Source organism: Xanthomonas sp. NCPPB 1638 (assembly GCF_041475635.2).
In the GTDB taxonomy this organism is placed as follows: domain Bacteria; phylum Pseudomonadota; class Gammaproteobacteria; order Xanthomonadales; family Xanthomonadaceae; genus Xanthomonas; species Xanthomonas cucurbitae.
The window spans coordinates 271820-286824 of record NZ_CM192984.1; the positions used below are offsets into that span (position 1 = coordinate 271820).

A 15005-nucleotide genomic window follows, 5' to 3' on the forward strand; every position below is an offset into this window, starting at 1 on the left:
GCGCGCTGCCGCCAGGTCCGGCGTTGTGCACGCGGCGCGCGCTGGGGCGCGCTGCGGGGTGGCTGGTCGGCGCGATGCGCGGCGCGTGGCCATCCATCACAGCACGGGTGCATCAAGCCCTTGTGCATCAGTTCTCGCGCCTCGGGCGTCGCCATGCGGCGGCGCGGTGGGCCGCCGCTGACCCGTTCCATCGGCGCGCCGCCGTCGATGGCCTGACGCCTGCACATGGCGTCCATCCTTGTTTGCAGGAGCCCGTGTCGTGTCCAGTTCGCAGTTGATCCTCACCGTCAGCGGCGCGCCTGCCGCGCAGTTCGGCGCCAACGCGCAGAAGCGGTTTGCCGGCAGCGGCGGCAGCATCGGCCGCTCCGACGAAAGCGATTGGGTACTGGCAGCGCCGGGCATCTCGCGCCTGCACGCGGTGGTGCGTTTCCTCAACGGCATGTACTTCATCGAAGACCGCAGCACCAACGGCATGTCGCTCAACGGGACGCCGTTGACACGCGCCGACCCCTGCGCGCTGAGCGATGGCGACCGCCTGCAGCTGGACAGCTTCGAGATCCAGGTGCAGGTACAAATGCAAGCATCGTCCACCCCGGCGGGCACACGGCCGGCCTTGGACCCCTTGCTGGAGGCGATGGACGACCGCACCCAGGTCGCGCCGCCGCCAGCGCCGGTGCGTGCTGCCGCAGCGGCCAGTCCGTTCGATCTGCTGGACTTCGGCGCGCCGGTGGCCAAGCATCCTGCCATCGACGATTCCCTGGAGGGGATGCTGTCCGGTGCCACGCCGCGCGAACTGGATCCCTTGCGCCTGCTCGACCCCGTCGCGGCCCCGGCGCCCAACGTGGCGCCGGTGGCGTGGAATCACAGCAGCGCCGGCCACGACCATTTCCGCCCGCCGGCCAGCGGGCAGGTGCGCGCCACCTTGCCGGAGAACTGGGACATGACGCTGGGCGACTTCGCACTGGTCACGCCCACGGCATCGCAGGCTTCGCACGCCACACCCGCACCGGCGTTCGCGGCGCCGCCACCGGGCAGCACGGCCGCCCCCACGTTGCAGGTGCCGCCGGAGCTGGATCGCCTCTTCGCCATCGTGGTGGATGGAGTGATGGACGTGCTGCGTGCACGCGCGGAGATCAAGAACACCTTCCGCCTGCCGGTCACGGTGATCCAGCGTTCGGAGAACAACCCGCTCAAGTTCGCCGCCACCGCCGAGGACGCCCTGCAGAAACTGCTGGCCCCGCCCAGCCCCGCGTTCCTGTCCGGGGTGCCGGCCTTCGAAGACGCCTTCGACGATATCCGCTGCCACCAGATGGCGATGCTGGCCGGCATGCGTGCGGCCTTCGACGCGATGCTGTTCCACTTCAGCCCGGACCGCCTGGAGCAGGAGGCCGACGCCGGCGGCAAGCGCCTGGGGTTTGGCGGCAAGGGGCGTTACTGGGAGCGCTATCGCGACCACTTCGACCAGCTGCGCGGCGACCCGGACGACTGTTTCCGCAGGTTGTTCGGCGACGAGTTCGCCCGCGCCTACGAGGCCCAGCTGGCACGCCTGAAGTCGGCACGGCGCCAGCCGGCGCCGCGCTAAGCCGGCAGTGCCGCGCTGCGCATCCGGCCCGTAGTGCCTGAGACATTTTGACGGGTGCATCTGGCCGATGCGCCGCACAATCGCATCATCGACGCGATCCATCGGGGCCTGGCCAGTGCAGCCATCGCGATCGCCAGCGGCGTGCAGCCGACCAACAACATGACGAGCGCGCATGCACGCGGTGCGGTGGCGCGCGACGTTTCCTGAGCGAGTGGATCATGCGCAACAACAAGGTCGTGTGGAGCGAGGGCTTGTTTCTGCGCCCGCAGCATCTGCAGCAGCAGGAACGCTACCTGGAGCGCTATGTCGATCTGCGTGCGGCGCGGCTGCGGCCGCATGCCTGGGGCGTAAGCGAACTGGAATGGGAAACCGATCTGCTGGCAGTGGGCAAACTGGGGCTGCGCCGGGCACGCGGGGTGTTTGCCGATGGCACGCCGTTCGCGATGCCGGGCGACGATCCGTTGCCGGTGGCCATGGAGGTGGAGCCTAACTGCCGCGACCAGATCGTCTATCTCACCCTGCCGCTGAAGGTGCCGGCGCAGCCGGAGCTGGGGCGCCCGGAATCGCCGGCCGATCAGTTGTTCCGCTACCGCGTGCGCGAAACCGAAAGCGGCGATGCGTCCGGTAGCACCGCCGAGGCCGTGCTGATGGAAGTGGGCGGCCTGAGCACGCGGCTGCTACCGCAATCGCAGCCACTGGAAGGGCTGGACCGCATTGCGGTGGCGCGTATCATCGAAACGCGCGCCGATCGCCAGGTAGTGCTGGACCCGCACTTCATTCCCAGCGCGATGGTGTGCCAGGCCGCGCCACGGCTGACCACCTTCCTGACCGAACTACTCGGGCTGCTGCACCAGCGTGGCGAAGCCCTGGCCGCGCGGATGACGCTCACCGATCGCGGTGGCGCGGCCGATATCGCCGATTTCCTGCTGCTGCAGCTGGTCAACCGTTGGCAACCGCAGATCGCGCACTGGGCCGCCGCACCGCTGGCGCATCCGGAAGAATTGTTCCGCGCCTTGCTGGCGCTGGCCGGCGAGCTGAGCACCTTCACCGCGCCGGGCAAGCGCCCGCCGGCATCGCCGGTGTACCGGCATGAGACGCAGCAAGAGAGCTTCGAGCCGCTGATCGGCGCGTTGCGCAGCAGCCTGAGCGCGGTGCTCGAACAGACCGCCACGCCGTTGCCGATGCAGGCGCGCAAGTTCGGCGTGTGGGTGGCGATGGTGCCGGACCCCACGCTGCTGGACAGCGCCGCCTTCGTGCTGGCTGCCAAGGCCGAGATGCCCAGCGAAGAGTTACGCCGCCTGCTGCCGGCGCACGCCAAGATCGGCCCGGTGGAGCAGATCCGCGACCTGGTCAACCTGCAGTTGCCGGGCATCGCGGCCAACCCGATGCCGGTGGCGCCGCGGCAGATTCCTTATCACGCCGGCTACCTGTACTTCGAGTTCGACAAGAGCGCCGCGCTGTGGCGCACCTTGAAGACCTCCGGCGGCATTGCCTTCCACTTCGGCAGCGAATTCGCCGGGCTGGACTTGCAATTGTGGGCGATCCGGAGCTGAGCGCATGAGCCATCCGCTTGCCGAACGCGACCTGATCGCTGCCGCGCCGTTGCCGGCAGAAGCCATCGCCGCCGAAGACACCGACATCAGCGAATTGCTGGGGCGCAGCGTCAACCCGCTGGTGCAGGCGGCCACGCCCTTGCTGCTGCTAGCGGTGCAGCTGCGCCACAGCGCGCAGTTGCCCGACGTGGCGCGCCTGCGCGAGCAGGTGATGGCGCAGATCCGCCGCTTCGAACAGCGTGCCCGCCAGGGTGGCGCGCCGGTGGAGGCGATCACCGCCGCACGCTACGTGTTGTGCGCCCTGCTCGATGAGGCGGTGCTCAATGCACCCTGGGGCGAGCGCAGCGGTTGGTCGCAGAAAACGCTGCTGGTGGTCTTCCACAGCGAGTCGTATGGCGGGGCCAAGTTCTTCCAGATCCTGGAGCGGTTGTGCGCCGATGTGCGGCGGCATCTGGATCTGATCGAGCTGATGTACCTGTGCCTGGCGTTGGGCTTTGCGGGCCGTTACCAGATCGAGGCCGGTGGCCTGGCCCGGCTGGGCGAGATCCAGGACGATCTGTACCGCCGCATCCGCGCCGAGCGCGGCCCCGCCCCGGACAGCCTGGCGCCGCGCTGGCGCGGCGTGGAAGACCGCCGGCGGCTGGGCCGCTTGCTGCCGCTGTGGGCCGCCGCGCTGTTGGGGCTGAGCGTGCTGGTGGTGGCCTTCGTGTGGTTCCAGACACGCCTGAGTACCCTGGCTGCGCCGATCAGCGCGCAGGCGGCGCAGTGGGGGCTTGCGCCGGCCACGCCGCCGGACGCCAGTCTGTTGCCGCCACCACCGCTGCGGCTCAAGCAGCTGCTGGCCGCGCCCGAAGGCGAGGGCTTGTTGCAGGTGGACGAGCAGCCCGATGGCCAGACCCGCGTGCGCCTGAGCAGCGCGGCGATGTTCGCCTCCGGCGATGTGGACGTGGAGCCGGATCAGCGCGGCCTGATCGCGCAGGTTGCCGCGGCGATCGATCAATTGCCGGGGCGGGTGATCGTGGTCGGGCACACCGACGACGTGCCGGTGCGCTCGCTGCGGTTTGCCGACAACTACGCCTTGTCGGCGGCGCGTGCGCAGGCGGTGGCGCAATTGCTGCGCGCGCAGCTGGCCACGCCGGGGCGGGTGGAAGCGCTGGGCGCGGGTGATTCGCAACCGCTGGTACGACCGCCGCACTTGCCGGCCAATCGCGCGCGCAACCGCCGCGTGGACATCCTGTTTCAGCCGGGGGAATGACGATGAAGACGCTGTTGTCCACGCTGAGCGCCACCGTGGTGGTGAGCGTGCTGGCACTGAGCCTGCTCGCGGTGCTGTTGTGGGTGGGCGGTCCCTACGTGGCGATCGCTGGCTGGAACCCGTTGGCCGGGGTGGCTGCGCGCGCGTTGGCGATCGTGCTGGTGATCGCGCTGTGGATTGGCGTGCTGGCGTTGCGCCGCTGGCAGGCGCAGCGGCGTGCGGCGCGGTTGTCCAGCGCCTTGGCCGCGCCCGGTCGCGACGACGACCGCGAACTGCGCAGCGGCCAGGAACGCGCACACCTGCAGGCGCGCTTCCAGCAGGCCATTGCGCTGCTGCGCAAGCGCCGCGGCGGCGATCTGTACAGCTTGCCGTGGTATGCGCTGATCGGCCCGCCCGGCTCGGGCAAGAGCACCTTGCTGCAGCATTCCGGTCTGCAGTTTCCGTTGGCCGCGCGCATGGGCGATGCCGCGCTGCGCGGGGTGGGCGGCACCCGCGATTGCGAATGGTGGTTCACCGACGAAGCGGTGTTCCTGGACACCGCCGGCCGGTACACCACGCAGGATTCCGATCAGGCGGTGGATGCCGGTGCCTGGCGCGACTTTCTGCGCCTGCTGCGCCGGCATCGCCCGCGCCGGCCGCTCAATGGCGTGCTGGTGACCATGAGCATGTCCGACCTGCTGCTGCTCGACGATGGTGAGCGCGACACCCACATGCAGGCGATCCGCCGCCGCCTGGACGAACTGGCCGACCACCTGCAGGCCAGCGTGCCGGTGTATCTGATCTTCACCAAGTGCGATCTGGTCGGCGGCTTTGGCGAGTTCTTCGACGATCTGAGCCCTGCCCAGCGCAGCCAGGTATGGGGCATGACGTTCGCGCTGGCGCAGACCCTGGAAGGCCAGGCGGCGCGCCGTTTCGCCGACGAATTCAATCTGCTGCAGCAGCAGCTGAGCGCACGCCTGTTCGAGCGCCTGAACCTGGAACGCGACCGGCTGCGGCGCGCGGCGATCCTGGCGTTTCCGCAGCAGCTGGCCGCCTTGGGCGAGCGCGCGCGGCAGTTTGTCGAAGGCAGTTTCGCCGGTAATGCCTACGGGCCGGCGCCGTTGTTGCGCGGGGTGTACTTCACCTCCGGCACCCAGGAAGGCACGCCGATCGATCGCATGATGGGCGCGGTGGCACGCACCTTCGGCGTGGACGACGCGCGCGTGCATGCGCCAGGCGCGCAGCGCCGCACCTTCTTCGTCGAACGGCTGTTGCGCGAGGTGGTATTGCGCGAATCCGGGTTGGCCAACACGCCGCCATCGCGGCAACGCCGCATGGCCTGGCTGCAGGCCGCCGCCTATGCCAGCGTGGGCGTGCTGACGGCGGCGCTATTGGCCGGATTGAGCGCCAGTTACCTCGGCAACCGCGCCTATCTGGCGCAGGTGCAGCAGGCGCTGGATGCACGCCCGGCGGTGCCCGACCCCAATGCCGCCACCCGCATGCCCGAGTACGTGACGCGCACGCTGCAGCAGGCGGCCGCCACGCACGCGGTGGTGCAGGTGGCGCAGCAGTACCGGCAGGGTGCGCCGTGGGCGCTGCGCATGGGCCTGTTCCAGGGCGGCGCGCTCGGCGATGCGCTGCAGGCCGGCTATCTGCGCCAGCTCAATGCCACGCTGCTGCCGGCGCTGGCGGTGCGCTTGCGCGATGGGCTGGTCGACAACGCGCAGGCGCCGCAGGCGCTGTACTACACGCTCAAGGGCTATCTGATGCTGGGCCAGCCGCAGCACCTGGATCCGGCCCAGCTCAGCGCGCTGGCAGCGATCGAGGCCGGCAAGCTGTTCCCGCGCGATCCGGCGCAGCAGCAGGCACTGGTCGCACAACTGCAGGCCTTGCTGGACACGCCCACGCGCGTACGCGCGCTGTCGCTGGATGGGCAGCGCATTGCGCAGGCGCAAGCCAGCCTGCAGGCGGCCGATCTGTCCACGCTGATCTACGGCAACCTGCTGCTCACCCCGCCGCCCGGTACGCCGCTGCGGCTGGACACGTCACTGGGCCTGCTCGCCGATACCTTCGAGCGCCGCAGCGGCACGCCGTTGTCCACGCCGGTGCCGGCGCTGTATACCCAACCGGTGTTCGCGGCCCTGCAGCGCGACGGCATCGGCCAGGCGGTGGAACGCTTCGGGCGCGACGATTGGGTGTTCGGCGGCGCGCCGCTGGATGCGGACGCCCGCGCCGCGCTGACGCGCCAGGTCGGCCAGCGCTACGAGGCCGACTACCTCCGCTACTGGGATGGATTGCTGGCCGATCTGCAATTGCGCCCGGCCGCCGATCTGGCCGCCGCCAGCGCCACCGCCGCCAAGCTGGCCGGCCCCAGTTCACCGCTGCGGCTGCTGCTGGGCGTGGTCGGCGACCACACCCAGGCGATGGACCGCGCCCCACCGCCGGATGCGGCCCAGCGCGCTGCCTCTGCGGTGGCCGGCAAGGCCGCCGCCGCCGCCGGCAGCGCAGCGGCCAAGCTGCCGGGTGGGGCAGCGATGCGCGCCGCGCTGGCGACCCCGCCCGATCCTGCGGCCGCCACCGCATCCGTGCCTGGGGCAGCGATCAGCGAGCATTTCCTGGCCCTCAATGCACTGGCGGCCGGTGCGTCCGGCAGCACGCCGCTGGACCAGCTGCTGCGCGTGCTCGATCAACTCGGCAAGCAGTTGCTGGTGGTCTCGCAAGGCGGTGGCGATGCTGCGGCGGCCAATGCGCAACTGGCACTGGCGCGGCAGGAAATGGCGCAGCTGCCGCCGCCGGTGACCGGCTGGCTGCAGAGCCTGGCCGGCAGCAGCGCCACCTTGATGACCCAGGGCGCGCGTGCGGCGCTGGATGCACAGGTGCGCCAGTCGGTGGGCGAGGTGTGCAGCGAGTTCGTGCGCGGCCGCTACCCGTTCGACCCGGCCGCGCAGGTGGAGATTCCGCTGCAGAATTTTGGCGAACTGTTCGGCAGCGGCGGGCGCCTGGATGCGCTGTACACCGGCACCGTACAGGCCCTGCTGGACACCCAGGCGGCGCATTGGCGCTGGAAGGACGGCCCCGATGCGGTGGTCGGCGCTCCCGGTTTGCCGGCGCAACTGCAACTGGCGCAGCGTATCCGGCAGAAGTATTTCCGCGGCGGGCCGGCCCCGCAGGTGGGCTTCACCGTGCTGGCGCCCACGCTGGGCGAGGGCGTCGCCCGGCTCACGCTGGAGATCGACGGCCAGCGCTACGACTACCAGCCCGGTGCCGCGCAGAGCATGCCGATGACCTGGCCCGGCCCGGTGCCGGGGCATGTCTCGATCACGGCCTTCGGTGCCGACGGCGTGGCGCTGGGCAAGCTCGATTACCAGGGCGACTGGGCGCTGTTTCGCGCGCTACAGGACGCGCATCTGGAAAATTCCTCCGACCTGCGCTTCGTCGCCCGTTTCGCGCTCGGCGGCCACGACGTGCAGGTGCCGCTGCGCGCAGGCAACCTGCGGCACCCGTTCCTGGACAGCGACGTCCAGCAGTTTGCGTGCGGCGGTTGAGCATGTCGGCCACCGACCAGATCGGCTTCTACGGCAAGTTGCCCGGCGTGGGCGACTTCGTGCAGCGGCGCCTGCCGCCCGGCTTCGTGCAGCCCTGGGACGCGCATTTGGCCGCCTGCCTGGAGGCGGTTCGCCAGCCGCTGGGCGAGCGTTGGCCCGCCGCCTACCGCAGCAGTGGCGTGCGTGCGTTCGCGCTGGGGCCGGGCGTATGCGGGCCGCAGGCCTGGGCCGGCGTGCTCGGCCCGGGCGAAGACCGGGTGGGGCGGTGCTTCCCGCTGACCCTGGCGATGCCGTGGGCGCACGCGTGCCTGCCGGCGCCGGCGTGGTTCGGCGCGTTGGCCGCCTGCCTGGGCCGCGCCTTGCGCGCACGCACCAACGCGGCCGGTTTCGAGACCGCCGTGTGCGCGCTCGCGCTACCGGCCACGCCCTCCACCGCACCGGCGCCTGCGCCGGGTCACGCGCTGTGGTGGCGTCCAGGCGAGACCGCCCAGTCGCTGCACGGGCTGCCCGCCGCCGAACGCTATCTGGACTGGCTGCTGGCCGAACAGGACATCACCGAGGTGACCCGATGAGCGCGCCCTACCGCTCGGCCGGACATACCGAAACGGGCAAGGTGCGCCGCCTCAACGAAGACGCGCTGCTGGTGCGCGAGGAGGCCGGGCTGTGGGTGGTGGCCGATGGCCTGGGCGGCCACAGCGCCGGCGATTACGCCAGCCAGTTGCTGGTGCAGCGGCTGGGCGCCCTGGTGCGCCCGCCGGACCTGTGCGACTTCCTGGACGCCATCGACGACACCCTGGCGCAGATCAACGCCGAGTTGCTGCACGCCGCGCGGCAGCGCCGCGTGGACATGATCGCCACCACCGTGGTGGTGCTGGTGCACGACCCGGATTTCATGCTGTGCGGCTGGGTCGGCGACAGCCGCATCTACGCCCGCCACGCCGGCCCGCTGCGCCAGCTCACCCGCGACCACGTGCACGGTGTGCGCGAGGACGTGACCCAGTTCGGCAGCGCCCAGGCCGCCGCCGCCGCAGCCGGTGTGCTCACCCGTGCGGTGGGCGCGCAGGAACCGTTGTTTGTCGATTGGGTGCTCACCCCCAGCCTGCCCGGCACGCAGTTCGTGTTGTGCAGCGACGGCATCAACAAGGAAATCCCCGACCCGGAGCTGGATGCCGAATGCCACCGCTTCGGCGATCCACGCGCGCTGCTGGCGCGCTTGTTCGAACTGGCGATGGGCAGGGCGGCGCGCGACAACGTCACCGCCGTCGTCGTCAGCCTGCAGGAGTGACCGCATGCACCAAGACACCGCCACCGTGACCGAACTGGTCACCGCCATGCGCCGCGGCGCGCTGGACCTGGAGGCCGTGCTGGCCGCGCTGGGCAGGCGCGCGGCGATGCTGGACGCCGAATACCGCGATGGCGTGGAAACGCTGTGGCAGCTGCAGCGCCAGCAGCTGCTGGACGATGCCACCGTCACCACCCTGGTGCGCCGGCTGGATGCCTTGCGCGCCGCCGCCGCTCCCATCGCCGCAGCGCCGCCGTCCCCAGCCACGCCGATCGACGACGACGCCACCGTGGTGATGCCGCGCCGCGATGCCGTGCGCGTGCTCGACGAGGACATCACCCGCGTGCAACCGGCGCAGCCGCTGCCCGGCGATGCGCCCAGCCTCACCAGCCTGGGGCTGGGCACGCAGACCGGTCTGGGTACCCAGACCGGCACTGGGACTGGCACCGGCACGGCCGGCACCGCCAGCCTGTCCAGCTGGCAGCAACTGGCCGACGCGGCCGGCGGCGATCACGCCAGCGTCGGCAGCCTGCTCAAGGGCCGCTTCCTGCTGGAACGCGAACTCGGGCGTGGCGGCATGGGCGTGGTGTATCTGGCACGCGACGAACGCAAGGTGGAAGCGCGCGACCGCGACCCGTGGCTGGCGGTGAAGGTGCTCAGCGACGAATTCCGCCGCCATCCCGATGCGCTGGTGGCGCTGCAACGCGAAGCGCGCCGCTCGCAGAAGCTGGCGCACGACCACATCGTGCGCGTGTACGACTTCGACAAGGACCGCACCCTGGTCTTCATGACCATGGAGTACATCGACGGCTGCGACCTGAAGACCCTGATCCGCGAGCAGGCCTACAGCGGCATGCCGCTCAAGCAGGCCTGGCCGCTGATCGAGGGCATGGGCCGCGCGCTGATCCGCGCGCATGCGGCCGGTGTGGTGCATTCGGACTTCAAGCCCGGCAACGTGATGGTCACCCGCGAGAACGTGGCCAAGGTGTTCGACTTCGGCATCGCACGCGCCGGCAAACACGCCGCCGACGTGGCCGGCGAGCAGACCGTGTTCGACGCCGCCACGCTCGGCGCGCTGACCCCGGCCTATGCCAGCCTGGAGATGATCCGCGGCCAGGCGCCGACACCGGCCGACGATCTGTACGCGCTGGGCTGCGTGTGTTTCGAGCTGCTCACCGGTAAGCACCCGTTCGACAAGCTCAGTGCCGAGGTAGCCCTGCGCGAAGGCCGCCGCCCGCTGCCGGTGCCTGGCCTGACCCGGCGCCAGTACGCCACGCTGTGCGCGGCGGTGGCGTTTCCGGCCACGCATCGCCTGAAGCGGGTGGAGCAGTTGCTCGATGGCCTGCGCCAGGTCCCACTGCGCGAACGCGCGCTGCCGTTGCTCGGCTACGGCGCCGCCGCACTGGCGGTGGTGGGCACGGGCGGCTGGGGCATCCACCGCTATCTGCATCAGCAACATTTGGCCGAGGTGATCGCCCGCTTCGGCGCGCAGGATCCGCAGCGCTATCGCGACGAAACCCAGGCCATGCAGGCGCTGTCCAGCCTGGAGCCGGACGACCGCCGCCGCCTGCTCACCGACCGCAGCGACCTGATCGAGGATTTCCTGCTGCGTCGCCTGGATGCGCTATGGAATCCGGGCAACGGCCGCGACGACTATCGCGGCGCATTGCAGGTCTTTGCGCTGCGCGACCGGCTGCGGCTGTACTCGCCGTCGCTGGATGCGCGCCGCCAGACCATGGAACGCGAGAAGAACGAACGGCTCAACGCGCTCGACACCGCGCTCAATCGCCAGCTCGACGCCGGGCTGCTGTTCCGCAGCCAACCCGACAACGCGCTGGCCACGCTGGACCAGGTGCGCCGCATCGATCCGCAGAGCAGCCTGCTGCGCCATTCGGCGCTGGAAGTGCGGCTGGACGAGGCCATCGCGCAGGCGGTGGCTGCCGGGCAACTGGCCACCGCGCGCAACCAGATCGACCAGGCCCGCGCCGCCTTCCCGGACGCGCTGCGCCTGCAGTTGCGCAGCGCCGAGGTGCAGGTGGCCGAACAGCAGGCGCGCCGCCCACGCGCCACCGCGCCGCTCGATGCCGCAGGCGCACGCCAGGCGCTGGCAGCCGCCCTGGCACAGCCGGCAACCGACCCGGCCTGGCGCGATCGCGTGGCCGCCGCGCTGGCCGCGTTGCCGCCGGCCGAGCGCAGCACGCAGCGCAGCGCCGTGGCCGAGGCCATCGCCGGCGTGGTGGCCGCGCAGGCCGATCCGGCGCAACTGGCCGGCGCGCAGGCGCTGGTGGCGTTCGGCCTGGACCTGGTCCCGCAGTCGGGCGCCTTGCTGGCCCAGCGCACGCGCCTGCAGACCCTGCAGCAGCAACTGCAACAGGCACTGGCCCGCGAAAGCGCCGAGGCCGAACTGGCCGGGCGGGTGGAATCGCTGCGGCGTGCCGCGGCCGCCAACGATCTGGGCAAGACCGCCGATGCGCTGGCGCGCATCCGCAGCCTGCAGCCGGACCACCCGCTGCTGCGCAGCGAAGGCCCGCAGTTGCTGGCGCAGGTGTACCGCAACACCGCCGACGACGCCTTCGCCAAGGGCCGCTATGCCCAGGCCGCCGACTTGCTGGCCCAGGCCCAGCAGCGGGTGGGCCAGCGCGCCGAGCTGCGCCAGGCGCAGGAACGCTATGCGGTGGTGGCCGCCGTGATGGCGGCCGGCGACCTGCCGGCCGCCGAGCGTCGGCCACTGGGCCAGCGCCTGCAGGCGCTGTATCGCAGCGATGCCACGGCCATGGCGCAGCTGGAAGCGCAGATGAAGGCCGCCGGGCAACTGCCCGAGGGCACGCTGTCCGCCCGTTTGCAAGGCGCGCCCGCCAGCGACGCACCCGTGCCGGACAGCGTGCCGACCGGCAGTGCCAGCGACCCGGCGGCGGCTGCCCCGGCCAGGCCGGCGCGTGGCAAACCCGGCGCCCAACCGGGCGTCGCCGCGCCCATCCCGCGCGCGCCTGGCACGGCTGCGGCGCCGGCCGGCCTGGACGACGAAGCCAGCCTGCCGCCGGTGCCCACCGGGCCGGACCCCTGCGGCGGCGCCGGCCTGCCAGGCCGTGGCGCGGCCTGTTTCGACACCCTGGGCGACACCTGCGGGCCGATGCTGGTGGTGGTGCCCGGCCGCGATGGCGGCAAGCCGTATGCGCTATCGCGCGGCGAGGTGGCGGTGGCCGACTTCAACCTGTTCTGCCAGGCCACCGGCCGCTGTACCGCGCAGGCCGCCAGCACCCCCGAGCTGGCCCGCGCGCCGGTGCGCAACATCAGCCTGAGCCAGGCCCGCGCCTACCTGCGCTGGCTGACCATCGGCAGCGGCGGCTGGCGCTACCGCCTGCCCAGCGATGCCGAATGGCTGCATGCCGCGCAGGCCGGGGCCAACTGGCGGCAGGCCGAAGACAGCAACTGCGTGCCGCCCACCGCCAGCGCCAGCGACACCGTGCGCGCGCCGGTCTCCGCACGCGGGCGCGACGCCAACCCCTGGGGCCTCATCAACCTCACCGGCAATGTCTGGGAATGGGTCTCCACTGGCGCCGGGGTGCAGGCGCGCGGCGGCAGCTTTGCCAGCTACTGATCCGACTGCACCGTGCAGGCCAGCCGTAGCGACAACGGCTCGGCGCAGCCGGATGTGGGCTTTCGCGTGCTGCGGGAATTGCCATGAGCCACGACGGCACCACGCAGCACGCGGCCAACGCGCAACTGCAGGCCCTGGCGCAGGCGCATCAGCACGGCCAGCTCGACCGCGCGCAGTACCGCGCACGCCGCCGCAGCGTGCTGGAGGCCGCGCGGCAGGCGCAGGGCGCTACCTTGCGCAACCCGCCGCTGCGGCCGGCCGACCCCTACGCCCGCCCACCCCGGCAAGCGAACCGGTTCAGCCAGCGCCGTCGTCGTAACGTGGCAATCGTCGTAACAGTGACCGTCGTTGCATTAATATTGCTAATATTCCGTGAAGGTGCGTTGGGGTTCGACCGACGTTCAGTCAGGAGTGAGTGCCCGCCCGCCGAACATCACCCGGGTCTCGAGACTGCCGCATGCGCAGCCGACGCCGTCGGGCATGCGCGACAACGGATGTTTTCAGGGGTAAGTGACGAATGCGTATGACGTGTCTGGCCGCGGCGGTGTCTGCGTGCCTGCTGCTGCCCGGTCCCAGCTGGGCGCATGGACAGCAGGATTCCGTAGCACCGGTTGCCGGCAGCGGTGCCGCACTGCCGGCCATGAAGGATCGCGGCGATGCCGCAGCAACCCTGCCGGTACGCGGCTTCCGCGTGCGCGAGGTCGGCAACTACCCCGACGCCGGTATCGACCCGGCGCGCATCCAGGCCGTGGCCGATGCCGCCTTCGCCGCGCTGGCGCAGGGCCAGCCGGAAGTGGCGTTGCGCTTCGACCAGCTGCAGGCGGTGGCCGACACCGTGACCCAGGCCTATCGCAGCGCCGGCTTCATCGTCAGCACCGCCTACCTGCCGGCGCAAACCCCGGGCGCGGACCGCCTCATCGAGATCCGCATGCTCGAAGGACGGATCGGCCAGATCACCGTGCAGGGCGCGGCGCGTTATCGTGGCACCGCGTTGTCGGCGCCCTTGCGCCAGCTGCAGGGCCGCCCGCTGCGCAAGCAGGACGTGGACACCGCCTTGCTGTACACGCGCGACCTGCCCGGCGTGTCGTTGTCCTCGGTGCTGCAGCCTGGCCAGAACGCTGGCGAGACCGACGTGGTGCTGGTCGCCAGCGAAGCCGCGCGCCCGTACACGATCAGCCTGGGCGGCAACAACTACGGTACCGAACTCACCGGCCGTTATCGCGCCCAGGTGGGCATCACCTGGAACAGCCCGCTCGGCCTGGGCGATGTGTTCGCGGCCAATTACGCCTATTCGCTGTCGCCGCGGCAAAGCCAGATCGGCGCGTTGTCATACGCCTTGCCGATCAGCCAGGTGTCCGGCCTGAGTGCGGTGGTCGGCGCCAGCCGCAGCGAGCTGGAAGTGCGCAACGGCCTGTTCGCCCGGCTTGGCCTCAGGGGACCGACAGCCGTGGTGTATGCCGGCGCCGACTGGAAATTCATCAACCAGGATCTGCTGCAGCTGCAGGCATCGGCGCGCTACCTGCGCGAAACCTCGCGGCTCGAAGCGGCCGGCACCCGGCTCTCGGACCAGTCCTTCGACGTGGCCGAACTCGGCGCCTCGCTGCGCCGCACCGACCTGCGCTGGCGCGGGGTGGACCTGTTGCAGCTCAGCGTGCGCCAGGCCTTGCGCGACGACTCGGCCGACCCGGACCTGGTCACCCCCGATCGCGACAGCCATTTCACCCTGGCGCGGCTGTCCTACACCCGCCTGCAGTACCTCACCCGCACCCAGCGCCTGTATTTCAAGGTCAGCGGCCAATACAGCGACAACACCCTGGCGCCGCTGGAGCAATTCGCCGTCGGTGGCCCGGACAGCATGCGGTCCTATCCGGTCTCCGATGCGTTGGGCGACCGTGGTTATTACACCGGGTTGGAATACCACGTCGATGCGCCGGGTTTTGCCGATGTCGCCTCGCCGTTCAACGGCCGCCCGTGGCGCGAGCTGCTGGAGCTGGACGTGTTCGCCGACCACGCCCGCGTGTACGCGTCCAACGGGATAGCCGCGCCGGCGACCTTCGACGCCGCCGGTGTGGGTTTCACCTTCCGCCTGCCGCAGTACGCCAATTTCGAATGGCGCCTCACCGCCGCCCTGCCGACCGGACGCCGCAACGCCTCCGATGGTCGCGACGACGCCCGTATCTACACGCGTTTCGGCTTCACTTTCTGAGGGAT

At 71.0% G+C, this 15005-nt stretch carries 8 protein-coding genes and 2 pseudogenes; all 10 read left to right on the forward strand.

What is annotated here, in order from left to right; translation table 11 throughout:
- Positions 1-259 precede the first annotated feature (259 nt).
- Positions 260-1582: a type VI secretion system-associated FHA domain protein TagH gene (gene tagH / locus ACCQ13_RS01140; RefSeq protein ID WP_104605517.1), complete on the forward strand. Its 1323-nt coding sequence runs from the start codon at positions 260-262 to the stop codon at positions 1580-1582.
- Positions 1583-1636: 54 nt separating this feature from the next.
- Positions 1637-1789 (forward strand): hypothetical protein, encoded by a 153-nt coding sequence (locus ACCQ13_RS01145; RefSeq protein ID WP_158251466.1) that lies wholly within the window; start codon positions 1637-1639, stop codon positions 1787-1789.
- Positions 1790-1800: 11 nt separating this feature from the next.
- A complete protein-coding gene (tssK, locus tag ACCQ13_RS01150; protein WP_159406476.1) occupies positions 1801-3135 on the forward strand; it encodes a type VI secretion system baseplate subunit TssK in 1335 nt (444 codons plus the stop codon).
- Positions 3117-4390, forward strand: a pseudogene (gene icmH, locus ACCQ13_RS01155) (type IVB secretion system protein IcmH/DotU). The gene tssK and the pseudogene icmH overlap by 19 nt, the downstream one beginning before the upstream one ends.
- Positions 4387-7914, forward strand: a complete 3528-nt coding sequence (tssM, locus tag ACCQ13_RS01160; RefSeq protein ID WP_159406478.1) for a type VI secretion system membrane subunit TssM — start codon at positions 4387-4389, stop codon at positions 7912-7914. Before icmH ends, tssM begins: the two are co-directional and overlap by 4 nt.
- Positions 7911-8486, forward strand: coding sequence for a type VI secretion system-associated protein TagF (gene tagF / locus ACCQ13_RS01165; RefSeq protein ID WP_159406479.1), 576 nt, complete (start codon positions 7911-7913; stop codon positions 8484-8486). Before tssM ends, tagF begins: the two co-directional genes overlap by 4 nt.
- Positions 8483-9199, forward strand: a complete 717-nt coding sequence (locus ACCQ13_RS01170) for a PP2C family protein-serine/threonine phosphatase (protein WP_104604213.1) — start codon at positions 8483-8485, stop codon at positions 9197-9199. The genes tagF and ACCQ13_RS01170 overlap by 4 nt, the downstream gene beginning before the upstream one ends.
- Positions 9200-9203: 4 nt before the next feature.
- Positions 9204-12881: pseudogene (locus ACCQ13_RS01175) on the forward strand (protein kinase domain-containing protein).
- Positions 12878-13321, forward strand: a complete 444-nt coding sequence (locus ACCQ13_RS01180; RefSeq protein WP_104604200.1) for a hypothetical protein — start codon at positions 12878-12880, stop codon at positions 13319-13321. The pseudogene ACCQ13_RS01175 and the gene ACCQ13_RS01180 overlap by 4 nt, the downstream one beginning before the upstream one ends.
- Entirely contained in the window at positions 13318-15000 is a 1683-nt protein-coding gene (locus ACCQ13_RS01185; protein WP_159406480.1) for a ShlB/FhaC/HecB family hemolysin secretion/activation protein, read from the forward strand. Before ACCQ13_RS01180 ends, ACCQ13_RS01185 begins: the two co-directional genes overlap by 4 nt.
- The last annotated feature ends 5 nt before the right edge of the window (positions 15001-15005 follow it).